This is a genomic window from Pseudoalteromonas sp. S1610 (assembly GCF_005887465.1).
Taxonomy (GTDB): Bacteria; Pseudomonadota; Gammaproteobacteria; order Enterobacterales; family Alteromonadaceae; genus Pseudoalteromonas; species Pseudoalteromonas undina.
The window spans coordinates 98,829-123,874 of the sequence record NZ_PNDI01000024.1; the positions used below are offsets into that span (position 1 = coordinate 98,829).

General features: G+C 40.6%; 29 protein-coding genes. 11 read left to right on the plus strand and 18 right to left on the minus strand.

The features are described 5' to 3' along the window. Window positions 1-214 precede the first annotated feature (214 nt). A complete protein-coding gene (locus CWB77_RS11020; RefSeq protein WP_008109417.1) occupies window positions 215-514 on the minus strand; it encodes a DUF3301 domain-containing protein in 300 nt (99 codons plus the stop codon). Then, on the minus strand, window positions 515-1,543 hold the full coding sequence (locus CWB77_RS11025) for a DUF3549 family protein (protein ID WP_010388256.1): 1,029 nt from the start codon (window positions 1,541-1,543) through the stop codon (window positions 515-517). A gap of 103 nt (window positions 1,544-1,646) precedes the next feature. On the opposite strand from CWB77_RS11025, the gene CWB77_RS11030 reads away from it, so the two are divergent. The 5 genes from CWB77_RS11030 to CWB77_RS11050 are packed head-to-tail and all read left to right on the plus strand — an operon-like array spanning window position 1,647 to window position 5,182. After that, a complete protein-coding gene (locus CWB77_RS11030; RefSeq protein ID WP_054202447.1) occupies window positions 1,647-1,967 on the plus strand; it encodes a YqcC family protein in 321 nt (106 codons plus the stop codon). Continuing rightward, window positions 1,960-2,724 (plus strand): tRNA pseudouridine(65) synthase TruC, encoded by a 765-nt coding sequence (truC, locus tag CWB77_RS11035; RefSeq protein WP_138622734.1) that lies wholly within the window; start codon window positions 1,960-1,962, stop codon window positions 2,722-2,724. Before CWB77_RS11030 ends, truC begins: the two co-directional genes overlap by 8 nt. Next, complete coding sequence (locus tag CWB77_RS11040) at window positions 2,724-3,173, plus strand: flavodoxin (protein ID WP_138622736.1); 450 nt, start codon at window positions 2,724-2,726, stop codon at window positions 3,171-3,173. Before truC ends, CWB77_RS11040 begins: the two co-directional genes overlap by 1 nt. A gap of 15 nt (window positions 3,174-3,188) precedes the next feature. Then, a complete protein-coding gene (locus tag CWB77_RS11045) occupies window positions 3,189-4,064 on the plus strand; it encodes a nucleotidyltransferase family protein (protein ID WP_138622738.1) in 876 nt (291 codons plus the stop codon). Between the two features lie 44 nt (window positions 4,065-4,108). Beyond that, a complete protein-coding gene (locus CWB77_RS11050; RefSeq protein ID WP_138622740.1) occupies window positions 4,109-5,182 on the plus strand; it encodes a phosphotransferase enzyme family protein in 1,074 nt (357 codons plus the stop codon). 111 nt (window positions 5,183-5,293) lie between these two features. On the opposite strand, the gene CWB77_RS11055 is transcribed toward CWB77_RS11050, so the two are convergent. The 14 genes from CWB77_RS11055 to leuS all read right to left on the minus strand — a co-directional run bounded on the left by CWB77_RS11055 (window position 5,294) and on the right by leuS (window position 18,415). After that, window positions 5,294-5,533, minus strand: a complete 240-nt coding sequence (locus tag CWB77_RS11055; RefSeq protein ID WP_138622741.1) for an RNA recognition motif domain-containing protein — start codon at window positions 5,531-5,533, stop codon at window positions 5,294-5,296. A gap of 138 nt (window positions 5,534-5,671) precedes the next feature. Next, on the minus strand, window positions 5,672-6,637 hold the full coding sequence (gene lipA, locus CWB77_RS11060; RefSeq protein WP_008109434.1) for a lipoyl synthase: 966 nt from the start codon (window positions 6,635-6,637) through the stop codon (window positions 5,672-5,674). Then, window positions 6,634-7,287: a lipoyl(octanoyl) transferase LipB gene (gene lipB / locus CWB77_RS11065; protein WP_008109436.1), complete on the minus strand. Its 654-nt coding sequence runs from the start codon at window positions 7,285-7,287 to the stop codon at window positions 6,634-6,636. The genes lipA and lipB overlap by 4 nt, the downstream gene beginning before the upstream one ends. Before the next feature lie 19 nt (window positions 7,288-7,306). Beyond that, window positions 7,307-7,585: a DUF493 family protein YbeD gene (gene ybeD / locus CWB77_RS11070; RefSeq protein WP_008109437.1), complete on the minus strand. Its 279-nt coding sequence runs from the start codon at window positions 7,583-7,585 to the stop codon at window positions 7,307-7,309. Window positions 7,586-7,794: 209 nt separating this feature from the next. Next, complete coding sequence (locus CWB77_RS11075; protein ID WP_008468004.1) at window positions 7,795-8,955, minus strand: serine hydrolase; 1,161 nt, start codon at window positions 8,953-8,955, stop codon at window positions 7,795-7,797. Between the two features lie 54 nt (window positions 8,956-9,009). Then, complete coding sequence (locus CWB77_RS11080) at window positions 9,010-9,771, minus strand: septal ring lytic transglycosylase RlpA family protein (RefSeq protein ID WP_138622743.1); 762 nt, start codon at window positions 9,769-9,771, stop codon at window positions 9,010-9,012. Further along, entirely contained in the window at window positions 9,771-10,877 is a 1,107-nt protein-coding gene (rodA, locus tag CWB77_RS11085) for a rod shape-determining protein RodA (protein ID WP_010388283.1), read from the minus strand. The genes CWB77_RS11080 and rodA overlap by 1 nt, the downstream gene beginning before the upstream one ends. Further along, window positions 10,874-12,754, minus strand: coding sequence for a penicillin-binding protein 2 (gene mrdA / locus CWB77_RS11090; RefSeq protein WP_010388286.1), 1,881 nt, complete (start codon window positions 12,752-12,754; stop codon window positions 10,874-10,876). Before mrdA ends, rodA begins: the two co-directional genes overlap by 4 nt. A gap of 9 nt (window positions 12,755-12,763) precedes the next feature. Further along, a complete protein-coding gene (gene rlmH, locus CWB77_RS11095) occupies window positions 12,764-13,234 on the minus strand; it encodes a 23S rRNA (pseudouridine(1915)-N(3))-methyltransferase RlmH (RefSeq protein WP_008109455.1) in 471 nt (156 codons plus the stop codon). 37 nt (window positions 13,235-13,271) lie between these two features. After that, window positions 13,272-13,589 (minus strand): ribosome silencing factor, encoded by a 318-nt coding sequence (gene rsfS / locus CWB77_RS11100; RefSeq protein ID WP_010388304.1) that lies wholly within the window; start codon window positions 13,587-13,589, stop codon window positions 13,272-13,274. 62 nt (window positions 13,590-13,651) lie between these two features. Next, window positions 13,652-14,281: a nicotinate-nucleotide adenylyltransferase gene (nadD, locus tag CWB77_RS11105; protein ID WP_138622745.1), complete on the minus strand. Its 630-nt coding sequence runs from the start codon at window positions 14,279-14,281 to the stop codon at window positions 13,652-13,654. A 12-nt stretch (window positions 14,282-14,293) separates the two neighbouring features. Beyond that, complete coding sequence (holA, locus tag CWB77_RS11110; RefSeq protein WP_138622747.1) at window positions 14,294-15,334, minus strand: DNA polymerase III subunit delta; 1,041 nt, start codon at window positions 15,332-15,334, stop codon at window positions 14,294-14,296. Further along, window positions 15,334-15,825 (minus strand): LPS-assembly lipoprotein LptE, encoded by a 492-nt coding sequence (locus CWB77_RS11115; protein ID WP_138622749.1) that lies wholly within the window; start codon window positions 15,823-15,825, stop codon window positions 15,334-15,336. The genes holA and CWB77_RS11115 overlap by 1 nt, the downstream gene beginning before the upstream one ends. Before the next feature lies 1 nt (window position 15,826). Next, entirely contained in the window at window positions 15,827-18,415 is a 2,589-nt protein-coding gene (gene leuS, locus CWB77_RS11120) for a leucine--tRNA ligase (protein ID WP_138622751.1), read from the minus strand. Between the two features lie 185 nt (window positions 18,416-18,600). Between leuS and CWB77_RS11125 the strand changes: the two genes are divergently transcribed. The 4 genes from CWB77_RS11125 (at window position 18,601) to CWB77_RS11140 (ending at window position 22,690) form a co-directional block, all read left to right on the plus strand. After that, window positions 18,601-19,059, plus strand: coding sequence for a zinc ribbon-containing protein (locus tag CWB77_RS11125; RefSeq protein WP_109874371.1), 459 nt, complete (start codon window positions 18,601-18,603; stop codon window positions 19,057-19,059). A 76-nt stretch (window positions 19,060-19,135) separates the two neighbouring features. Beyond that, on the plus strand, window positions 19,136-21,565 hold the full coding sequence (locus CWB77_RS11130; RefSeq protein ID WP_138622753.1) for a Lon protease family protein: 2,430 nt from the start codon (window positions 19,136-19,138) through the stop codon (window positions 21,563-21,565). Then, window positions 21,562-22,038 carry a BamJ family beta-barrel-assembly machinery protein gene (bamJ, locus tag CWB77_RS11135; RefSeq protein WP_010388321.1) on the plus strand — a complete coding sequence of 159 codons (477 nt, stop codon included), beginning with the start codon at window positions 21,562-21,564 and terminating at the stop codon, window positions 22,036-22,038. The genes CWB77_RS11130 and bamJ overlap by 4 nt, the downstream gene beginning before the upstream one ends. Before the next feature lie 139 nt (window positions 22,039-22,177). Then, on the plus strand, window positions 22,178-22,690 hold the full coding sequence (locus CWB77_RS11140) for a hypothetical protein (RefSeq protein WP_138622755.1): 513 nt from the start codon (window positions 22,178-22,180) through the stop codon (window positions 22,688-22,690). 22 nt (window positions 22,691-22,712) lie between these two features. Here CWB77_RS11140 and CWB77_RS11145 read toward each other — a convergent pair whose 3' ends face one another. Next, window positions 22,713-23,237 carry a CIA30 family protein gene (locus CWB77_RS11145; RefSeq protein WP_138622757.1) on the minus strand — a complete coding sequence of 175 codons (525 nt, stop codon included), beginning with the start codon at window positions 23,235-23,237 and terminating at the stop codon, window positions 22,713-22,715. A gap of 147 nt (window positions 23,238-23,384) precedes the next feature. Between CWB77_RS11145 and CWB77_RS11150 the strand changes: the two genes are divergently transcribed. Together CWB77_RS11150 and CWB77_RS11155 are read left to right on the plus strand one after the other, a co-directional pair. Continuing rightward, a complete protein-coding gene (locus tag CWB77_RS11150; protein ID WP_138622759.1) occupies window positions 23,385-23,960 on the plus strand; it encodes a hypothetical protein in 576 nt (191 codons plus the stop codon). Window positions 23,961-23,977: 17 nt separating this feature from the next. Then, the gene (locus CWB77_RS11155; RefSeq protein ID WP_138622761.1) at window positions 23,978-24,430 is read left to right on the plus strand and encodes an ATPase; all 453 of its coding nucleotides are present in this window, start codon (window positions 23,978-23,980) and stop codon (window positions 24,428-24,430) included. A gap of 67 nt (window positions 24,431-24,497) precedes the next feature. Here the strand turns inward: CWB77_RS11155 and CWB77_RS11160 are convergent, their stop codons facing one another. Next, a complete protein-coding gene (locus tag CWB77_RS11160; RefSeq protein ID WP_138622763.1) occupies window positions 24,498-25,046 on the minus strand; it encodes a hypothetical protein in 549 nt (182 codons plus the stop codon).

Here is a 25,046-nt window from a genome sequence, read left to right on the forward strand (position 1 = left end):
GATACCAAGGATGATGCGATAGGACATTGCAGGAGCGTTAGTTTACGCAGGACGGCCAAGGCGGCAAGAGGATATTGCAGGATGCAATGGAGGGCTAACACGGTAGTTTGCTCGTTCAGTGGATGATAAACAAGGATCAGGTAAAGGATACCTTACAGGATGTTGGCAATTAGGGCGTAACTGAGGTTACGCCTTGGTTTTTTGTTTACAAAAATTATATCTTATGTGGTGGCACAACCACACTTTTTAGCTTTTCATCTTCCATGATTAACACTCCCTGATAAGCATTTTCACCATCGCTTGAAAATTCAAAAATAAATTCGCTTTTCATGCCCGGTTTACCACTTTTTAAAATGCCAAACCGACGCTTGCTACAAGCCACACTCATTAGTTGTACCTGCAATTGCTCACTTTGGCGTTTGGCATGAACGTTCGCTGCTTCGGCTATTTTACGATTTAGCCAAAAAAAATAAATTACAGCCCCAATAAGTATGAACGTCCATAAACTAGCCATTTAAGAGAATAACCTTCCAATTGCGCGAGCTAACGTCTCGCTTCTGTTTTCTTTACGTAGTAATGCTAATAAATGTGGGCGAATAGTTGGAATTGCAACTAAATCTGCAAAAATGCTGGGAAATAACTCAGCTATTTTCTCATGGTGCGCACAGTTATCCATAAATACATGCAAACGCTGTGGCTCTTCTAATTGTTTAAAGCAGCGACCTGCAATAGTTAATAAAATGTCTGAGTCTTGCCCAAGCGTAGATTCTAAAGCGCAGTCAACCAGTTGTGCGCTAAGCCCTGTTGCTTGCCCTGATGATATGGCGCGAAGCGCGGCAGAAGCCGTAACCACATCATTATTCTTAAGAGCGGTTTGTCCATAACTTAACATTAACTCACTTAACGTGGGTGGTATTTCGATGTGTTCAAGCATTGCGCTTAATGGTTGTAATACTTCAACAGGTAAATTAGGCCACGCAGCGTGTAAGTGTTTTAAGTTATCAGCACTGTTGAGGCGATAAGCAAAATCAGCAATGCCTTGTAGTGCCACACTTTGCCAATTATCAAAACCAATCTGGCCACTAAAATAAAGCTGGGCATGCTCATAATACTGTGAGGCTGGTTGTTTTAATAACACTTTAACTTGTGCATTAAACGCCGCTAATTTATTAGCATTAGGAGTAAATACGTACGGGTTGTTATCGAGTTTGCCATCGGCTTGTTCGCCGGTAATTTCTGTTCCTAGTGCTTGAATTACCATGTCTGCAAAGTGGTCGCGGCTGGCACTAACGAGTTTACTTTGTTCATCAAGTGGGAATTTTAAAAACCACACATAGGGTTCTTTGCTAGCTTTACTGTCCCAAAATTGAATCGCTAGCCATGCATGGCCTGCTAATGGGTAAGGGTAAGGAACTTGTGCTTGTTCAACAGCTAAAAATTGTTGTTTATCAAGCTTGGTAATATGCCTGCCAATATCAAAAGCACGCCATTGAGTTCCTGCACCGTCTAAAAGCTGGCCTAATGTGGCTATATGTTCACTCATGAATTTCCAACTGTTTTTACTACAAAATTACGCTAATTATACGCCATAGCGACTGTTGAGGGAACAGGGTATAATTGTGCAATATACAAAGTAAAGGGTGATTATGACTGAGCAAACCCAACTCTATTTAACACAATTAACTGCGCTACTTAAAAAGTATCAGCTTTGGCAGAATGAGCCGATTGACTCTGCATTGTTGCATTCAAGCGTCCCTTTTTGCCATGATACTCTTGCATTTGAACAGTGGTTACAGTTTGTATTTATAGAAAAAATTCAACAGATTATTACAATGAAACAACCGTTACCGCGTAATTTTGCGATTGCTCCTATGGCGCAAATGACACTCATTGATAAGTCCGGAAGCGAAGAGATTATTTCTTTGCTGACGCAATTAGATTCATTGCTTGGAGAGTCAGATGACTGAACGTCCAGCGCCAGTTGAATACGGCGAACTGAACATTCTCTATCAAGATGAGAACTATGTAGCGATTGATAAACCATCAGGCTTACTTGTTCATCGCTCCTTTTTAGATAAGCATGAAACTCAATTTGCAATGCAAATGCTACGCGATCAACTCGGTCAGCATGTGTTTCCTGTGCACCGTCTTGATAGGCCGACATCGGGTGTGTTGCTGTTTGCTCTAAGCTCAGAAGCCGCGCGTGATATGAATCAGTTGTTTATTGAGGGCACGATCTCAAAGCGTTATTTAGCTTTGGTACGCGGATTTGCGCCTGAATCTGTTTTTTTAGATAAACCGTTAAAAGAAGAACTAGACAAAATCGCTGATAAATTTGCCGATCAGGGTAAAGATGCTCAAGAAGCACAAACTCAGTTTAACTGTTTGCACCAAGCTGCGTTGCCTATTCCCATAGGAAAATACCCAACGGTTAGGTATTCTTTGGTAGAGTGTTTTCCTAAAACAGGGCGTAAACATCAAATTCGTCGCCATTTAAAACATTTGTCGTTACCGATAATTGGCGACGTTAACCATGGTGATAACCAGCATAATCAGTTTTTTAGAGAGCATTTCTCCCTTAGACGATTAATGTTATTTGCTACAGAGCTTAGCTTTGTACATCCTTATAGTAACGAATCGATAATAATTAAAGCGCCACTAGGTGATGCAATGTTGAGTATTTGCAAACAGTTAGGGTGGCCAAGTGAAGAAAAGGATTATTAATGGCACATATTAGTATTTTTGTAGGCAGCGTGTACGGTGGTGCTGAACGTTTAAGTGAGCAAATAAGCGATACTATAGAGCAAACTGGCCATCAGGTAAGCGTATTTGCAGAGCCAAGTTTAGAAGATCTAAAAAATGCGACGCATATTTTAATAGTTACTTCAACAACAGGACAAGGCGATATACCCGCTAACTTGGCAGAGCTTTATAATCAGCTTAACAGTACGTTTCCAATGTTAACCAATAAAACATTTGGCATTGTAGCCATGGGTGACAGAAGCTACGGTGATACGTTTTGCGCAGCAGGGCGTAGCTTTGATGAACTATTACGTGACTTACAAGCTAAACCTGTGGGTAACCGACTAGAAATTGATGCCTGTGAAGACTTTGAGCCTTGGCCTGTCACCGAGCTTTGGTTACAAACTTGGCTTGGTAAATTACCCTCTTAAATGCGCAGACTCTAAATGAAAAAACATAAACTGAGTTTAATTGTGCTTGCAGGTGGCTTAGGTAGTCGCTTTGGTGGCAATAAACAAATTGCAGAGATTCCAGGGCTAAATTGCACTATTATGGAGCTGAGTATTATTGATGCGCATGCTGCAGGCGTGACGCAGGTGGTGCTGATAATAAACCAAGCGGTACGCAGTGAAATAGAGCGTACTATTTTGCCACGCTTGCCTAGTGATCTTGATGTGGTACTGGTGAAGCAACACATTGAGCAGGTTCCCGAACAGTTTAAAGCAACACTTGCCCAACGGAAAAAACCCTGGGGCACAGGTCATGCTCTGTTGTGTGCCAAAGCCCACATTAATAACCCCGCTATTGTGATCACTGCCGATGACTATTATGGCAAATCTTCGTTTGTATTACTGAGTGAGCACTTTAAAAAAAGCGCTGAATGGGCAATGGTAGGGTATCCGATTATTGATACTCTTTCTGAGCACGGTGGTGTTAATCGTGGGGTATGTAATATTGCGGATGGAAAGCTTGTTGCCGTAACCGAGTATTTGAATATTCAACAACAGTCTGAGCATACTTTTGGCGATAACCCACAGGGTTTACGTGAGAAAATTAGCCCCAACTCCCTAGGCTCGATGAGTTTTTGGGGGATCACTCCCTGCTTTTTTGACTATTTGCAACAAGGCTTTGAAACGTTTTTACAGCAATATAACGTGAATACTCAGCAAGAGTACTACTTACCTGATCAAATCCAGAAAGCTATTAATGTAAAAGCACAGCCTGTATTTGTATACACTGCAAAAGAGCCTTGGTTTGGTGTTACCTATAAATCAGAACTGACAAGCATTGCGGCTACTTTGTGCGCATTACGTCAAGCGTAGCTATTAAATTATTATCGCCTTGAGCGAAAAGAGTGAAGTAGAAAATGAATACAGTTCCTATAGAAGTTTATTTATCTGAGAGTTTTGGCCTTGACGAGAAGCATGCGAGCATAAAACCCATAGGCAGTGGGCATATAAATACTACTATGTTATTAAGTACTTCGAAGCGGTCACTGGTTGTACAAAAGCTTAATACGGTGGTGTTTCCAAAACCACAGTTACTTGTTGATAATGCGCGATTAATAGAGCAACACTTAAGTAAAAAACAACAAGCAGGTGAATTCAATCTAGCAATAGTACGCCATGTAGCGACGACTCAGAATGACTATTTAGTTAATGATGATGATGATACTTGGCGAGCACTTGAGTTTATTGGTGGCAGCTACAGTGAAGATGTGGTTAATACTGCTAGCCAGGCACAAACAGCGGCCAATGCATTTGGCCAATTTGCACAAGCGCTACAAGACTTTGACGCGAACAATTTACATGCCGTTATTCCCAATTTTCATAACTTGGCCATGCGTGCAGAAGTCTTCAAGCAAGTGGTTAGCACCGATCCTCATAAACGTTTGGCTCATTGTCAGGAAGAGGTTGATTTTTGCCTGTCGCAGCTTTCACTTATCGATGAGCTTAATGCCCTTGAGGGAAAAGTGCCTATTCGTGTGTGCCATAACGATACTAAAATAAACAACATGCTATTTTGCTTAGACTCTAATAATGCAAAAGCGGTGATAGATTTAGATACCTGTATGCCTGGTTATTGGCTTAATGATTTTGGCGATATGGTCAGAACATTTTGCTCTGCAGAGCAAGAAGATTCAACGGCGCTTGAAAAGGTAGGTGTTCGTGAAGATATTTTTGCAGCGATTGTTAAAGGCTATGTTGAGCCACTAAAGGGGGTATTAACACCCGCCGAGAAACAAAGCTTTTGGTTAGGTGCTAAAGTAATGCCCTTTATGATTGGCTTACGCTTTTTAACTGATTATATAGATGGTGATAATTACTTTAGCGTTAAGCATAAGAGACACAACTTAGATCGCGGAAAAAACCAATTTGCCTTATACAAGGATATAGTAAGTAAGCAGCAGGTCTTAAAGGAGATTTTGACTCAGGTATAAACCCAATTAATTATATTGCTCAAAGCGTTATAACTAAAACTTTGAGCAATATAAATTGAGGTTAAACATTGAAAGTATGTGTTAACTTCCAACATCTCAATTTTTTACTTATTAAGCATCCGCTAGTTTTACACGGATTTTGCTTTTGTCTACTGTGGTTTGATTAAGCGCTTTAATTGCGCCTTTAACTTCAATGTCATTAGGCATTTCTACAAAGGCAAAGCCTTTAGATTGGCCTGTTTCTTTATCGAGTACCAAGTTACAGGTGGTCACTTTACCGTGAGCCGTAAATAACGTACGAAGATCATGCTCAGTAGTGGCACGTGATAAGTTACGAACTAATAATTTCATATATAACCTAAATAATGGGTTCAAGCATAATTATCTCAAGTAACCTTGCTTTAACCTAACGTTATTTTATAAACAGTAAAAATAACTATTAAAAAACAAAAAACCGCCTAATGGCGGTTTTTTATACATTGCGAGAGATTACTTTACTTCTTTACCCGCTGCTTGTTGATCTGCATGATAGCTTGAACGTACAAACGGGCCTGAAGCGGCGTGTGTAAAGCCAATTTCATCAGCATATTCTTTTAATGCGTCAAATTCAGCTGGTGGCACGTAACGCTTAACGGGTAAGTGATGCTTAGACGGTTGTAGGTATTGCCCTACAGTAAGCATATCAACGTTATGAGCACGTAAATCACGAAGTACTTCCTCGATTTCGCTAATTTCTTCACCAAGGCCAACCATTAAGCCTGATTTTGTTTTAACCTCAGGATGGGCTTCTTTAAAGCGACGTAATAATTCAAGAGACCATTTATAGTCAGCACCTGGGCGCGCAAGTTTGTATAAACGTGGCGCAGTTTCTAGGTTGTGATTAAATACATCTGGCGGCGTTTCAATTAAAATTTCTAACGCTCTGTCCATACGGCCACGAAAATCGGGCACTAAAATCTCAATGGTAATTTCTGGATTATGCTTACGAATTTCGCGGATACAATCAGCAAAGTGCTGAGCACCACCGTCACGTAAATCATCACGGTCTACAGAAGTAATAACCACATAGCTTAACTTCATGTCTTTAATGGTCAGTGCCAGCTTTTCAGGCTCAGCGGCATCAGGTTTTAATGGGCGACCATGTGCAACGTCACAAAATGGACAACGACGTGTACAAATAGCCCCTAAAATCATAAAGGTCGCTGTACCGTGGTTAAAACACTCTGATAAGTTAGGACACGAAGCTTCTTCACATACAGAGTGAAGGCCGTGCTTACGCATTGCTTGTTTTATGCCGTCAATCCGCTCGGTTGACTTGGGTAAGCGAATTTTAAGCCACTCTGGCTTACGGAGCATTTCGGTTTTTTCTGTTGGTAAAACTTTAACGGGGATCAACGCCATTTTTTCTGCGTCGCGTAGTTTTACACCTGGTTCCATTTTGACTGGTTTATTCATTCGTTTTCAAACCCTTCAGTATGCTTAACCTGTGTTGCATTAAGCTTCTTGATCATGTGTTTTACCAGCCCTTCACCTGCAGCTTCAAGGTTTTGAGGGCCATTTAGTTCTTTAGTTTGCACCATATTCATGCCCGCATAACCACATGGGTTAATGCGTAAAAATGGACTTAGATCCATATTAACATTTAATGCCAAGCCATGAAATGAGCAGCCACGACGAACTCGTAAACCTAAAGATGCAATTTTACTGTCGTTAACGTAAACACCAGGGGCATCCGCTTTCGCGTATGCATCTATGGCGAACTCTGCAAGGGACTCAATGATGCACTCTTCAAGCCAAGTAACTAGCTCTCGCACCCCAATTTTTAAACGACGTAAATTAAATAATACATACATCATTTGCTGACCAGGGCCATGGTAAGTAACCTGTCCACCGCGGTCAACTTTAATCACTTCAATGTCACCTGGGGCGAGTAAGTGCTCATCTTTACCGGCTTGGCCTTGGGTAAATACACTTTCATGCTCTACTAACCAAATTTCATCTGGCGTATTTTCATCACGGGTGTCGGTAAAGTCTTGCATTTTTTGCCAAATCGGCATGTAACGCTGACGACCCAGTTGGCGTACGATTAGGGTGTTTTCGCTCACAACAAATCTCAACTATAGCTTAAAGCATATGGCGCACGTCATCGATATTGCTGATCACGTTGTAAATTTCTTCAATGTGTTTGCCGCTTGTTACTGTGGCTACTAAAGTGACTGACTCATAGTTACCTTTACTGCTCGGTTTTACTTTTGGCGCATAATCACCCGGAGCGATAGGTTGTAACTTTTCTAAAATTTGATCAGTTAAGTTTACGTTTGCTAAACCCATAATTTTAAATGTAAACGGGCAAGGGTACTCTAGGTACTCATCAAATTTAGTGTTTTTAACAGGTTCAACCACGACGGGAACTCCTCAAACAAAAGTGTTGGCTCAACTTATACGTTAAGCTTAAAACTGACAGGCTAATGACAATCTTGAAATGATGTTACTTTTGACCTAAGCCAACGATAGTCATTCAATACGATTGGTATATATGGGGCGCATTCTAGCACTTTTCAAGCAAAAAAAAACGCCTCACAGAAGAGGCGTTCATATTACTTTACTCGTGCTTACATTATTTGTAAGCGTAAGTAGTCATATATTTTGCTGAAGAAGCTACCTTCTTGTATTTCTTCAAGCGTAACTAGCGGATATTGTGCAATATCTTCGCCTTCAAGTTGTAAAAACAGCGTGCCTACTTTAGTGCCTTTAGCTAAAGGTGCTTCAAGCGTATCGTCAAGCTCAAAGTTTGCTTTCAGGTTTTTATGTTGGCCACGAGGGATTGTAATAGGGGTGTCTTCTAAAATACCTAAAGAGACATTCTCTTTGTTACCCATCCAGATGCGTTGCTCTGCAAAACTATCGCCAGCTTTGTAAGGCGTAATTGTTTCAAAAAAGCGGAAACCGTAGTTAAGCAGTTTTTTACTTTCAACTTTACGCGCACGCTCACTTGAAGTACCCATAACTACCGCAATTAAACGCATGTCGTTTTTCGTTGCCGAGGTGACTAAGCTGTAACCCGCATCAGATGTATGGCCTGTTTTAATACCATCAACATCTAAGCTTTCATCCCATAACAACGAGTTACGGTTATATTGCTTTATACCATTGTATGTAAATGACTTTTCTTTATATAGTGCATATTCGTCCGGCACATCTCTGATCAAGGCTGCGCCAAGTGTGGCCATATCGCGTGGCGTTGTGTAGTGCTCGTCTGTATCAAGACCGTGACTATTAATAAAGTGAGTATTTGTCATGCCTATCTTTTCAGCATGGGCATTCATTAAATCTGCAAAGGCACTTTCGCTGCCTGCAATATGCTCAGCCATGGCAACACAGGCATCATTACCTGATTGCACAATAATACCGTGATTAAGTTCATCTACACTTACTTGCTTACCCACTTCAATGAACATTTTAGATGATTCAGGAAAGTTTTTTGCCCACGCTTTTTCACTGATAGTTACCATATCGGTGGGTGCGATATTACCCGCATTTATTTCTGTACCAATTACATAACTAGTCATCATTTTAGTTAAGCTAGCAGGAGCAAGTTTTGTATCAGCTTCACCTTCTGCAATCACTTTACCTGTGGTGAAGTCCACCAAAAAGTAACCTTTAGCATTAACTTGAGGAGGGGCTGGAATAATTTGTGCGGTGGCTGAAAAGACGGCGGCAGAACAGACTAAGCCGCAAACACCAGTAAGAATTTTATGTTTAATAGATTTCATCATACTCATTAATGGTTAAAGTTAAAAATATGCATTCTCCCTATTCTAAAGGGCTTACTGAGTGTAAAGCAAGAACGCGTTTTGAAATTGATTTTGTTTTAATGTTTCTAGTACTTGTTGCGCGTGTTGGGCATCTTTTATCGGCCCTAAGTGCAATCTATACATACCGTCTTTTTCGACGATATTTGTTGGTAATTTATATTGCTCTCGTAGTGTGTGTGCCAATGCTTCTATGTTGGCTAACGTACTACCTGCAGCTACTTGAACATAGGTTTTTCGTGCATGGGTATCTGCAAGGGTAATCGCTTCAAGCTTAACCTGTGCTGTACCGTATTTATGGTAGCCAAGTTTATAGGCTGCAGCATAAGAAAGATCAATGATTCTATCGTCATGAAAAGGCCCGCGATCGTTAACCCGTACTATAACAGATTGGCCATTGGCTGTATTTGTTACGCGCACAAAACTCGGTAAGGGCAAGGTTTTGTGAGCTGCCGTCATAGCGAACATATCGTAAATTTCGCCGTTAGAGGTGTGATAACCATGAAATTTTCGGCCATACCATGAGGCAATGCCCGTTTCTGAATAACCTGTTTCATCGAGCATAGGGGTATAACGTTTGCCCAACACTTCGTAAGGGCGTGTGGTGCTCGCGCTTTTTATAACTTTAGTGACAATAGCATCTTGCATTTCTAATTCAGTTGGTGCTCGAAGAGGCGCTGCATCATGGCGCATGCTGTAACGGCTATTTGAACTGCTACATGCACTTAAAAAGAGGCTAACGAGTGTAATAATTATAAGTTGTTTATAAAGGCGCATTATTTTAAGAGCATCCTTTTATCTGTGGCAATCGACATAATAATGCCAAATGCAGCCATCAAGGTCACCATTGAGGTGCCGCCATAACTAATTAATGGTAAGGGAACACCTACAACAGGTAATAAACCCGAGACCATACCAATGTTTACAAAAATATAAACGAAAAATGTGAGTGTCAGAGAGCCTGCGAGTAACTTGCCAAAAGCTTCTTGTGCATTAACTGCAATAAATAATCCACGGCCAATGATGAATAAGTACAGGCTAAGTAAAATACACACACCAAATAAACCAAACTCTTCACTCAGTACAGAAAAAATAAAATCGGTATGTCGTTCAGGTAAAAATTCCAGTTGTGATTGTGTGCCTTGCAACCAGCCTTTGCCTTCGATACCGCCTGAGCCAATAGCAATTTTTGATTGAATAATATGATAGCCAGAACCAAGCGGATCGCTCTCAGGATCTAAAAAGGTTAGTACTCTTTGCTTTTGATAATCGTGCATACCATAGTGCCAAAATGGCCACGCTGCCAAAGCAACAACTGAGCTTAAAAAGCCAATTAAACGCCAACTCAAGCCAGATAAAAACAATACAAACACCCCCGAACTGGCAATCAAAATTGAGGTGCCTAAATCGGGCTGTTCCTTAATAAGTAAGGTGGGCAACATTACAATGGCAAAGCCAATAATTAAATGAAGTGGACGCGGTGGTAAGTGGTTACGACCAATGTACCAAGCCACCATCATAGGAACCGCTAATTTCATCAGCTCTGAGGGTTGAAAGCGGGTAATACCTAAATCTAACCAGCGTTGAGCGCCTTTAGAGCTTACACCAAATAGTAGTACTCCAACTAGCATGAGTAACCCTAGGCAATACATGGGAATGACTAAGCGTTTTAACGTAGCGGGGGGGATTTGCGCTAAAACAAACATTCCAATAATTGCACCTGCCATGCGGGTTACATGGCGGATCATCATAGCCGAGTCTTGGCCAGAGGCACTATAAACGATAGTGATGCTGCCAGCCATCATCAGTAATAAAGCAATTAAAAGTGGCAAGTCGATATGCAGGCGTAGCCAAATAGAACGCTTATTATGTAAAGCCGTCATGGTACTTTACTCCCTGAGGATTGAATTGGGTTAGCTGCAAAATAATAATCCATTAATTGACGGGCAATAGGCGCACCTACTGAGCTTCCGCCTCCGGTATTTTCTACCACAATAGACACTACTATTTGTGGGTTGTTGTAGGGGGCAAAACCGACGTAAATGGCGTTATCACGTTGGCGCTCTTTAAGTGCATCGGCGTCGTAACGCTCGCCTTGAGCAATACTGACTACTTGGGCTGTACCGGTTTTACCTGCTGGATCGTAGGTAGCGCCTTTAAACGCACGATGGGCAGTTCCGGTGGTTTTTTTAACGGTGTTATGCATGGCATCAATCGCGATGCGCCAGTTATCTTCATTATTGAGTACAACAGGTGGCTTTTCTTCATTATTGAGCTGAGTAATTTGATCTTCTTTTTTAGCAACTTGCACTAAATGAGGAGGGTGATTTATCCCTCTGTTAACTAAAATATTAGTGGCATTCGCTATTTGAATGGGGGTGGCAGTCCAATAACCTTGGCCAATTCCTACAGAAATAGTATCGCCACGCCACCACGACTCTTTAAAACGATCTTCTTTCCACTCTTTTGAGGGTAAAATAGCGGTTGTTTCTTCATGAATATCAATACCGGATAACTCACCAAAGCCAAAGCGAGCCATAAAGTTACTTATTTTGGTGATCCCCATACGATAGGCTGCGTCATAAAAGTAGGTATCGCATGACTCTTCTATTGCCTTGTAAACATCAACATGGCCATGGCCCCAACGTCGCCAATCTCGCCATCTATGCTCTACGTTTGGTATTTGAAAAAAGCCTGGATCCCACATGGTGGTGGTTTCTTGCACTATGTTTTCTTCTAATGCCAAAATAGCCATGTGCGGCTTAATAGTTGATGCGGGTGCATAGCGTCCTTGAGTGGTACGGTTGATCAGTGGACGATCAGGGTTGAGTAAGGCTTTGTAGTCTTTACTGCTAATACCGTGCACAAATAAATTGGGGTCATAACTTGGGTTTGAATAAAGCGCTAGAACACCGCCATCTTTTGCATCCATTACCACAATAGCGCCGCGCATATCTTTAAGTGCATGTTGGGCTATTTGTTGTAAACCAATGTCGAGAGTAAGTACTAAGTCGTCACCCGGCTGCGGTGGATCCATGTTTAAGGTGCGAATAATACGGCCACGGTTGTTTACTTCAACCCGCTGTGAGCCGACTTGTCCATGTAATAATGGCTCGTAATACTTTTCGATACCCAGTTTACCAATATCATGCGTGGCTCGGTAGTTTGTGGCTTCATCTTGTTGTTCAAGCTTATTTAATTCTTTTCTATTGAGCTTTGCAACATAGCCTAATGCATGGGTTAAAGTATCGCCAAAGGGATAATATCTTGCTAGGCGCGCTTCAATGCTAAACCCTGGAAATTTATGCTGGTTTACTGAAAACATCGCTACTTCGTTTTCATTTAAACGGGCTTTGAGGACTTGGCTTTTAAAACGTCGAGTATGTTTTATATCATCAAGAAAATCAGCTTGTTGTTGCTCGGTTATTTCAATGATTTTGCTGATAGACTTCAAAGAGGCGGTTAAATCATCAACTTCTTCGGGGATCACTTCAAGGTTATAAACGGGCTTATTTTCGGCCAGTAAAACACCGTTGCGGTCATAAATAAGTCCGCGATTAGGTGCAATAGGGATTACTTTTATGCGGTTGTCATTAGAGCGAGTTTGGTAATCTTGGTGGTCGTCAACTTGAATGGTGTACAAGTTAGACAATAATATGGCTACTAAGGCTAAGATAAAAATAAAACCCACAAATGCACGCCGAGCAAATAAATTAGCTTCTGCTGAGTGGTCGCGAATAGTGGGTCTTCGTTTTAGCATGGCAAGAAACTACTCGCGATGATAAGGGTGGTTGTTATTTAAGCTCCAGCCTCTGTAAAGACTTTCAGCAACAATAATGCGTACTAAAGGGTGTGGAAGCGTTAAATTTGATAACGACCATTTTTGCTCAGAGGCTGCAATACACTCGGGAGCTAAGCCTTCTGGTCCACCAATCAGTAAACTGACATCGCGACCATCAAGTTGCCACTTTTCCATGTTTTTCGCTAGCTGGTGAGTATCCAGTGCTTTACCGGTTACTTCCAGTGTGACAATACGATTGCCTTTAGGTATGGCGGCTAAGGTTTTTTCACCTTCGGTGTGTAAAATACGCTTTATATCTGCGTTTTTGCCACGTTTACCTGCAGGTATTTCGATTAGTTCCAGTGCCATATCTTTGGGAAAGCGGCGCTGATATTCTGCAAAACCTGTTTCTACCCATGCTGGCATTTTTGTACCAACAGCAATCATTTGTATTTTCACGACGTTACTTCCAAGCGTTGTCTAAAATAGGGAGCTATTAGCCCCAAAGCTTTTCTAGATCGTAATAGCTACGTGCTTGATCTTGCATAACGTGAACAATCACATCACCTAAATCAACTAATGCCCATTCGCCATCGCTTTGGCCTTCGTAGCCTAATGGCTCTTCACCAGCGTGACGAGCTTCTTTTGCTAAGTTATCAGCAATTGACAATACATGACGTCTTGATGTGCCTGAACATACAATCATGTAATCGGTTACGTCTGAAGTGCCAGTTACGTCAAGTTGAATCACATCACGTGCTTTCATATCGTCAATTTTGTCTAGTGCAAAAGCGAGTAGTTGTTTCGAATCCAAGGTTTTGTCTCAATTTAAAATTTAATAGCGGTTATTTTAACACGCCGAGGGGTTTATACCAATCACTCTTGATAAAGCCGGTGCTGCTCAATATAGTGACTCACGGTGTCGGGTAATAGTTCACTCTTTTTAATACTTTTTTTAAGAGCTTGACGGATAGTGCTGGATGCGGCATCCAGTTGCTTACCTTCTAAAAAGTAAAGGTGTCCGCCATTTTTTTCGTTCAGTAGTGAAATATCGTTGCTCATAGCCTGCTGTTTGTAGTTTTTAAGTTCACCTTGTACATCACAGTTTTGACCTGGGCGTTGATACACCACTATATGGCATAGACTCGTTATTGTTTGCCACTGATACCATTTATCAAGGTTGTTGAATGAGTCCATACCAATTAAAAATAGAATCGGGGTATCGGGATTTTCTGCTCTTAGTTCTTGCAAGCTTAATAAAGAATACGACGGGCCGCTACGTTTTAGCTCCCGTAAATCAAGCTTAAACTGCGAATATGGTTTAATTGCGGTTTTAAGCATTGCAATACGATGTTCGGTGCTGATCCCCGGTGCCGCTTTGTGTGCGGGTATTGCACAGGGCATAAAATAGAGTGAGTGTAATTTAAAGGTCGCAACGCATTGCTGCGCCATATTAAGGTGCCCAAAATGAACAGGGTCAAAAGTGCCACCAAAAATTGCAATCATGGTATTTTTCCTTTACTGGCGGTTAGTATGACACGGCAGTGGAATATCGAGTGGTTGGCAAAATTTAATACAAATATGTGCTAATGCTTGATAGGGGGCAATTAATACACCTTGTTTGTAGCTTGCATCAAATAATGCCAGTTCACTGCTAATACTTTCAAGGGTGTGAATATTTAGTCTGTTTATCGCTGTTTGTACCGGCGCTTGTTGATTTTTCCAAATCGCTTTTTGTTTAAACAGGGTCGCTAATGACTCACCTTGCAATAACCCTTGTTGTACACTGATTAAGGTATTTAAATCTTTATTGATGGCCCATAAAATACTCACCACTTCAGTGTTATCACTGGCAAGCTTATTTAATACTTTTATTGCTTGTGTAGTATAGCCGTTTAACAGGGCATCACTTAAATCAAAAATATCGAATTTAGATTGGTTTAGTAGCCCTTGCATTACCAGTTGTTGGGTAATGAGAGCGTCACCATGTATTAGTGACAGCTTTTCAAGCTCTTGGAAACAAGCCAGTAAATTGCCTTCAGTGGCATTAATTAAACTGAGCTTAGCCTCGTTTTGTAAATTAAGTGACAAGCGTTGGCATTGTTCATCAAGCCAACGTTTTAAGTGATTACCACTAAGCGGATAGCAGGGTACAAATAACCCTTGCTTATCGAGTGCTTTAAACCACGCACCGCGTTGCACATCTTGGCTTGCTTTGGCGCCTTTAACAATTAAAATGGTGTCAGGATTTTCAAGTTCAACAACCTTTTTAAAGGTGTTAGCACCGGGTGTACCAGGTTTTTGCTGGTTTAAGTCAAGCTCAATAATTGTACGCGCACTAAATAACGACATACTTTGGTATTGCGCTATGATTTCCTGCCAATCAAAGCCTTGGGCTAAAGTGAATTTAATTACTTCATCAAAGCCTTGCGCTTTTGCGCTGTCGCGTATGAGCTGTACACATTGCGCTTCTTGAAAAGGCTCTTCACCAAAAACCAAATAAAAAGGTTTTAACCCCTTTTTTAATTCGCTAGGCAGCTGATTTGCATAACAACGCATTATAGTTGCGACAACTCTCTAACAATTCGACGACTCGCTTGCTGGCGAATTTCGCTGATCAGTAGTTCAAGCTCTTTTGCTTTAGCTAGTGCGTTGTCAGGATCATCTTGGTAATTACGGTAAAGCTCAAAACGTTTTTCAATGGCTTCTTGTTTTGGGCGTTTTACAACATAACTCACACTGTATGCCAGTTCATATTCAGCTACTTGTCCGTTTTGAAACAACGACAAGGTTTGGCGCTCTAGCTGCTCTTTAAATAAATAAAGTTGCGCAGACTGTTTACTAGCAGGGACTAAAGTGACATCGCTCATAGTCAGTTCTGTTTGCAAATAGCTAAACAAAGCTGATTTTTGATCATCACCCACCAAGGTTAGCTGTTTTAAATCATCGGGTAGGCTTGATGCTTTTTTAAGGTGAAAGCCACAGCTCGATAACAAAAAACAGACTAGCGCTAAGGCTAGTCCGTTTTTAATGGCATTTAAAGTAGCCATATTAGTTAGCTACCACGTTAAGCAATTTACCTGGTACATAAATTACTTTGCGGATTGTTGCACCATCAGTAAATTTAGTGACGTTAGATTCTGCAAACGCGAGTGCTTCTACTTGCTCTTGCGTTGCATCAGCTGCAACCGTTAGTTTTGCACGTAATTTACCGTTTACTTGTACGATGATTAATTTTTCATCTTCAACTAGGGCAGATTCGTCAACTTTTGGCCATGCTGCATCTAAAATATCACCTTCTTTACCTAGCTCTTGCCATAACTGATGCGATAAATGCGGTGTTATTGGTGCTAGCATAATAAGTAATGCTTCTAATGCCTCGTTAGCAATGGCAACATCTTGAGTGTCGTTTAATGGCGCTTTTAATAACTTATTAGACAGCTCCATGATTGCGGCAATCGCAGTGTTGAATGTTTGACGACGTTCAACATCATCGCTCACTTTTGCAATGGCTTTATGTAGCTCACGGCGAAGTACTTTTTGTGGGTTAGTAAGCGACGATTTATCAAGTGCTTGGAAGCCAACCGTTTTAACATCTACCGCGTATTTCCATACACGTTTTAAGAAACGGTGTGCGCCTTCAACCCCTGAATCTGACCATTCAAGCGTTTGCTCCGGTGGTGCAGTAAACATCATAAATAAACGCACGGTATCTGCACCGTATTGAGCAATTACTTCTTGTGGGTCTATGCCGTTATTTTTCGACTTAGACATTTTGCTCATGCCAGATGAGAATACTGGTTCACCATCATCGACGTGCCATGCCTTGGTTACACGGCCTTTGTCGTCGGTTTCGGTATTTACATCACTTGGCGAAATCCATACATCGCCGCCTTTTTCATCTTTACGATAAAATGTTTCGGCAAGTACCATACCTTGACAAAGTAAGCGGTCGAATGGCTCGTCTGAATTCACTAAACCAAAGTCACGTAGTAATTTATGGAAAAAGCGCGAGTACAATAAGTGTAAAATTGCGTGCTCAATACCACCAATGTATTGGTTTACTGGTAACCAATAGTTAGCGGCTGCTGGGTCTAACATACCCTCGTCATGGCGCGGGCTACAGTAGCGAGCGTAATACCATGATGACTCCATAAAGGTGTCAAAAGTATCAGTTTCATGAGTGGCAGGTACACCATTTACAGTTGTTTTAGCCCATTCTGGATCGGCTTTAATTGGTGAGGTAACGCCATTCATTACCACATCTTCTGGTAAACGCACCGGTAGCATATCTTCAGTGGCAGCAAGTTCGTTGCCGTTTTCATCACTCAGCATTGGAATTGGCGAACCCCAATAACGCTGACGGCTAACACCCCAATCGCGAAGACGGAAGTTTACTTTACGCTCACCCACACCTAATGCTTCTAGTTTGTCGGCAACAGTGTTAAAGGCGTTTTCAAAATCAAGGCCATCAAATTCACCTGAGTTTACTAATACCCCTTTTTCGGTGAATGCTTCTTGGGCTAGGTTTACTTCAAGCTCAGAGCCTTCAACTGGCGCAATAACTTGTTTAATATCTAGGCCGTAAGCTGTTGCAAATTCAAAGTCACGTTGGTCGTGCGCAGGTACTGCCATTACTGCACCTGAGCCGTAATGCATTAATACAAAGTTAGCAACCCAAATTGGTAGTTGCTCGCCTGTTAATGGGTGAGTGGCGTAAAAGCCTGTTGCAATACCTTTTTTCTCCATGGTTGCCATGTCTGCTTCAGCAACTTTGGTGTTTTTGCATTCTTCAACAAACATTGCAATCGCGTCGCTATTTTTAGCCGCTTCTTGTGCAATAGGGTGGCCACCGGCAACAGCTAGGTATGTCACGCCCATAAATGTATCTGGGCGTGTTGTGTATACGCTAAATTTTTCGTTGTTATCGGTACGCGTAAATTCTATGTCTAAGCCTTCAGAACGACCAATCCAGTTGCGCTGCATGGTTTTAACTTGTTCAGGCCAGTCTTCTAATTTGTCTAAATCGTCTAATAGCTCTTGTGCGTAGTCGGTAATTTTAATAAACCACTGTGGAATTTCTTTTTGTTCCACTACCGCACCTGAGCGCCAACCGCGGCCGTCAATTACTTGCTCGTTAGCTAGTACAGTTTGATCGACCGGATCCCAGTTAACCGTTGACATTTTTTTGTACACTAGGCCTTTTTCGTAAAGCTTAGTGAAAAACCATTGTTCCCATTTGTAATATTCTGGGTGGCAAGTCGCAATCTCGCGATCCCAATCGTAACCAAAACCTAATTGCTTAAGTTGGTTACGCATGTAGTCAATATTTTCGTAAGTCCACTTTGCAGGAGCTGTTTTATTTTTAATAGCCGCGTTTTCTGCAGGTAAACCAAACGCATCCCAACCCATAGGCTGCATTACGTTTTTGCCTTGCAAGCGCTGGAAGCGAGAAACCACGTCACCAATGGTATAGTTACGCACATGACCCATATGCAGTCGACCACTTGGGTAGGGAAACATTGAGAGGCAATAGTATTTTTCTTTGCTCTCATCTTCTGTGGCTTTAAATACTTGGTTTTCTTCCCAGTAGCGTTGGACTTTTGACTCTATGTCTTGTGGGTTATATTGCTCTTGCATTTACGTTTCCAAACTTCTTGCATACTAATAAAAAATTGTCGATAGGATACCCCAAATAAAGCGCTATTCACAGCGTCAAAGCGGCGCTTTTTGTAAATTTGCGAGTAAATTAGTTTTCAGTACAGGTTAACCTATACTTATCTATGGTATAGAGTAAATCAGTAGACGTTTTGAAGGAGTATAAAATGGCAGATTACAGAACATGGCTTAGTGGATTAACCGATTGGTTAAAAGATGTGAAAGAGCATGAAGTTAAAGCCGCAGTAAAGCGATTTATTGAATCTGAGCAGGCACTTAAAGATTTAGGTGAAGAAAAATACCAGCTTTATCGTAATTACTTAATGCGTGACATTTCTCACCTACAAGAAAATAATAGCTACTATAATTCGCTTGCATGGCAGGAGCTTAAAGAGTCATTGTGGTTTGAGCTTTCTCACATTGAAGACAAAACACAGCTTGAATGGCAGTCATTAAGTGAAGATTTTAAGCATAATGGTGTTTATCACGCAGGTGAATGGATAGCCATGGGCACATTAGTATGTAAGAATTGCAACCATAGTTATGATGTTTACCATGCAACGCAAATTATTCCTTGCACGCAGTGTGATGGCATCTATTTTAGCCGCCAGGCTTTACAACCCTAAATATAAGTATTGAGTGGCTGTAGGCCACTCAATATGCCCAAATCTAGCAATTAAGCTGGTAAAAAAAGAAGTTAGAATGACGAAAAAACTGCTGCCACTACCCGTATCAAATCTTGCACCGAGTATTTCTTCGAGCCATGTAAACACTTGCATGAGCAATCCATACCCTGAGCAACTTACCTTTATAGGCCAACAACGTGCGCAAAGTGCATTGGACTTCTCTTTAGGAATGGACCTACCCGGTTATAATGTTTACGTAATGGGAGAGGCGGCACACGGGCGTTTTACCTTAGTAAAAGACAAATTAAAACAACACGCTAAAGACCGCACAACACCGCATGAATGGCTGTATGTTAATAACTACGACGATCACCGTGAGCCTATTGCGTTATTTATGCATGCAGGGCAAAGCAAACAATTAGCCGATGACATTGACTCATTTATTGATGAAGTACTCGACACCTTTCCTGCTGCATTTGATAACCCAGCTTATCAGCGCAAGAAAAAATCGATAGACCGTGAGTTTAACGATGCTTACGACGGCGCCATTACCGCAGTAGAAATAGCCGCGCTTGAGCAAAGTGTGGCACTAATTGAAGAAAAAGGCGTAGTCGGCTTTGCACCGCTGATTGATGGCAAGCAACTTACCGATAATGAATTTTCTGATTTGGAAGATGATTTACGTGAGATGTTTTTTGAGCGTATAGAAAAATTAGAAGATGCTCTCATTGAAGCGCTTATTGAGTTGCCGCGCTGGAAACGTGAATCCAAAGAAAAGCTTCGCAACCTTAAAAAGTCTACCGCTGAGCAAGCCACTAAACCATTATTAAAAGATTTAGAACATAAATATGCCAGCCATATTGGTGTACTGCGTTATTTAAAAGATATACGTGTAGAAATTATTGATGCCGTGCTTGAATGGCTTGATGATGAAGGTGAAAGCGAAGAAAACAAAGAAGACTTTGACCGTAAAGGCATGCTTACCGACTTTTTTGCGCCAAATATTTTGGTTGAATATAAAGAAGGCGATGCGGCACCGGTTGTTTACGAGCCAAACCCAACCTTTGGTAATATTTTTGGCAAAATTGAATATGCCACATCGCAAGGGTCGTTAATTACCAGCTATAGATCAATTCAACCTGGTGCATTGCACCGCGCGAATGGCGGCTATTTAATTATGGATGCTGAAAAAGTAATGGCTCAACCCCAAGTGTGGGATGGACTAAAGCTGTCGCTAAAAACCCATCAAATTAAAAATGACTTACCTTATCAAGACAGTGTAGTTGGAAGTAGCTTTACGCTTCGACCGCAGTTAATACCGCTTGATGTAAAAATTATTTTACTTGGCTCACGTGAGCTTTATTACACCATCGGTGAATATGACGAGGAATTTGCTGAGTTATTTAGAGTACTTGCCGATTTTGATTATTACTTACCAAGTAGCGATAAGCTGCAGTATCAGTTTATTACTAAAGTCAGTGATTACTGCGAGCAAACATTAAAGTGCACGTTAAACGAAGCCGCAATGGTGCGATTACTTAAATTTAGTTATCGCCAAGCAGAGCACCATAATAAGTTATCAGCACGTTTTGCTGATGTGTTAGAGCTTGTGGCTGAGGCCAGTTTTTACGCTAAGCAAGACAAGCTAACGGTGATTGATGCACGCCATATTGACGAAGCCATACAAGGCAAGCAGTACCGTACGGGGCAAATTAGCGAAAACATGCTCAGCGATATAAAGGAAGGGCATACTTTAATAGCTACTGAAGGCCAAGCCGTAGGTAAAGTAAATGGTTTGACTGTACTACACATTGGTGACACCTCATTTGGCACACCTGCACGTATTACTGCTACCGTTTATGCGGGCGCCGATGGCGTAATTGATGTGGAACGCGAAGCTGAGTTGGGTAAAGCAATTCACTCAAAAGGGGTAATGCTGCTTACCGGGTATTTAGGTAACAAATACGCGCAACACTTTAGCTTAACACTCAGTGCGAATATCGCTATTGAACAAAGTTATGGCTACATAGATGGTGATAGCGCCTCTCTTGCTGAACTTTGTGCGCTCATTTCGGCCATTACGAGCTTACCTATCAGTCAGTCTATTGCACTAACTGGTTCAATTAACCAACATGGTGATGTGCAGGCCATTGGTGGTGTAAACGAGAAAATAGAAGGCTTCTTTAAGCTATGTAAAATGCGCGGCTTAACGGGTGAGCAAGGGGTTATTATTCCTAAATCGAACCAAGTTAATTTGGTGCTTGATGACGAAATACTCAATGCCGTTGAGTTAGGTAAGTTTAATATTTATGCTGTGGAAACCGTTGACCAAGCACTAAACTTATTAATGGACATCGAAGCGGGTGATATGGTTGATGAACACTACCCAGAAGATTCGGTTAATGGCATCGCATTAGCGCGATTAAAAGACATTGCCGATATTGTTAATGGTGATAACAGCGACGAAAAAGACCACGACTCAGAAGATGAAAAAGGGGAGTTATGATCAATATAATTTTACTGATTGTTATCGCTATTTTTTGCGTTTTAATTTTTAAAAACAGTAAAAAAGCCAAGCAGCAAGCAATCGCAAACGCACAGATTGAAAGTGATTATTTAATTGCCAATGTAAAAACTGAAGGCGTACATGAAACCGCATCTGGCTTGCAATATAAAATAATCCATAAAGGACAGAGCGAAAATACACCTAGCCCAACGAGTATGGTTAAAGTGCATTATCATGGCACTTTAATCGACGGCACTGTATTTGACAGCTCAGTGGAGCGCAAAACTCCGATTAGCTTTGGTTTGCACCAAGTTATAAAAGGTTGGACAGAAGGCCTACAACTGATGAGCCCGGGCGATAAATTTCAGTTTTATATACCGCATCAGCTCGCCTATGGTGAAAAGCGAGTAGGGAGTATTCCTCCTGCATCATTGCTTATTTTTGAAGTGGAATTACTGGCTATTGAGTCGTAATTTTAAAGAAAAAAACACTTTAAGCCTTACTTTAATCAAGTAGGGCTTTTTATTTGCTCTCATTAGCCAATCCTACTCAAGAATTTAAAATATCAGTCGATACCTAAAATAGTGACAAATTTATTTTAGGGATAAAATAATGAAGATTTCAACTGCCTCAATTCAATATCAAGCATCTAATTATAACAATCAGGCTTTAGTAGAAACAGAGCGGCAACCTACAGATGACGAATCACAAGAAGAACCTGACTATGTTTTATCAGAGTTTTTAGATGCAAAGGTTCAAAAATACAGCGAAGATAACGCAACATTTGCTGAGCAATATCAAAATTTAGAAAAGGCTTATAAATATTTCACCCAGCAAGTAGTTGCATTGCAAGAGCAAGTAAATAAGCTTAAGCAGAGCACTGTACAACGTAGTTTAACCATTGATAATAGCCAATATGGGCCAGCTGAAGAGGTCTATCAGTTGACTATGGATGCTGAGCATATGGGAGCTAAAAAGTATAAAACCGAGCAACAACAAGAAGAGATAAATAGATTGGAGCTGCAACTTAGTGAGGTAAAGTCTCAGCAGGCAGCAATAAAACAACAAATTATTGAGCTAGTAATCAACGAAATGAAAAGGCGAGGCGACGACTTCACTGTTTAACCTTGTAATGTACGCAGAGAAGTTAGTTTTTAAACTCAATTTTTTCTACCTCAAACCTAAATTCCCCCGCCTGCTTACCAGCAATCATAAAGCCAAGCTGCTTTATCTCTTTGAAGCTAATTGTAGGCTGTTGTTCAAGTAAACGGCCGCGAAAAGTAAGCTGAAAATCTTCAGGTAAAAACTCAATATTAAGCCACTCACTTTTCGTGGTACTGAACGAATGTGTATAAGCCGCCCCATCCATGTACTCATTAGTTCTTAAACGTAATTGGTAGGTTTGACCATCGCCCTTAACACGCAGCACTATTTTAGTAATGTTTTGGTTTTTTACATCTAATAGCGTACGGATAGAAGCAAACCCTCCATTGTTTGCAAGCGATACGTTGCCTGTAAACACTAAATTGCCGTCATTTTGTAAAACCTGACTATTAGAAATGCCACCCATCACCGAATCATTAACCACATACCAGCGAGCATTGGCATTTACCTCGGTAGTGGCAAACAGTAAGTTAAAAACAAAAAGTGATGAGAGTTGTTTGGCGGCCATGAGTAATTCCTTAAAACCATTATTAACAATAATACGTTTTGATGTAATAATTGTTCACATAATTATTTTAATACTGGGATAAGGCAATCCTTGATTAAAATACTGACCAAGTTAAAGACGTCATAAAATATAAGGATATTAATTTATATGACAAAAAAGCCTGTGATTCTCGTTATCCTAGCATTTATTGTTATGATGCTCGCGCCTGTTGGTCTTTATGAGTGGTACACTTCAATCGACCCCTCCTTTATCCCTAACCGTTTTTATGACTTTTTAAGTTTTTGGATTTTAGGCTTTATTACTATTTCTTTAGTGTGTGCCTTTCTATTTCATTTAATAAAAACGCCAAATGCAAAAGAAGAGTTTAATACTCACTTTGATCAAGAAGGGGTTATCCTTAAATATTTAAGTATCATTATGATACCTATTTTGCTGTATGCATATCTTTGGGCTGTCATTTGTGCGCCGATTCAACTATGGGCGCATTATCATTTAGGCGATTATTGGTCTGAAGAATATATCTTAGTTGAGTCTGAAGCTTGTTATAGCGATTATGAGCCGAATTGCGTTCGTTTACTCTTTGCAGATACATCTACAAACAAACAGCATACCATCAGGTGGTATTTAGATAAGCACAAGCTTTTAAAACTTAAAAATACAAAAGTGAACTTAGTCGGCGAAAAAAGTTACTTTGGCTATCTTGTTACTAAAATACAATGGTAAAAACGAAAGGGAATTAAATGAAAAGTAATAATTTTAATGAGAGCATAAAAGGCTTTTTTTGGGGAATTGGGTTTGTAATAGCAATGCTTGGCGGTATTAGTGCATTCGCCCTGACAATTGCCGCTGATGTTGACAGTGGATTTAAAACAATGGTTTCTAATAAAGCATTAGAAACAAGTGATGAATTTAACAATGACTATAATCTAACTCTTTCTGAAATATACAAAGAAAATGGTCAAGTAAGAATCGCAGCTGAATTAAAAAATATTACTAACGAGAGCATTTATACGGGAACCGTTATTGCTTCTACATTTGACGAAAGTGGTAAGTTTATTGGTAATTGTGTAGGCAAAAGCACAGACAGCTTTTTAGAACCTAGCGAAGTTAGCTATGTTGACATTAAATGCAATTTATTTAGATCACAAGCAAGTAAAGTTCACTCGACAAAGCTTAAAATTAAGTGGTTTTAGGGTAAGTTTAAATAAAAAGAGCCATACGAAGTATGACTCTTTTTTATTTGAAATAGATGTAATAGAGTTATTTTATTGAGGCAATAAACTCTTCATCTGCATATAGGTTTGTTAGTAATTTTTGAACTAACTCTACGTAGCTTTTTTGACCATTAGGGATAGCGATCGCTCCCATAAATGAAGAGTCAAAAGTGTGTTCGGCCATGATTTCTTTTTCGAATAAGATAATATTCTCTTCTGAAACGATAAAGTTTACTTTTATAAATGAACTTCCCTCGGAGAAACCCGTAACATCAATATCTTGGTCAATTACTTTGCCAGTTACTTGCTTTTTAGCAACACCAGACCAAAGCTTGGCTAACTTAAGCTCTTGCAACAAAGCATTTTCAATATATTTACCATAACTGTTGCCTACAGATGAAATAAGAGGTGAGCCTCTAAGTGAAATTTTATTTAGTTTCTTTTCAGATTTAATTGTGCCAACAGATAGAGGGGAAGCCGTTTCTTGCTTTAATTTTGAAACGTTACCAATGTCTGCACTATAAGGAGGCACTTGAATTGTACATGCACTTAAGAATAAAACCCCGATTAATCCTATTGAACTTCTATACTTCAT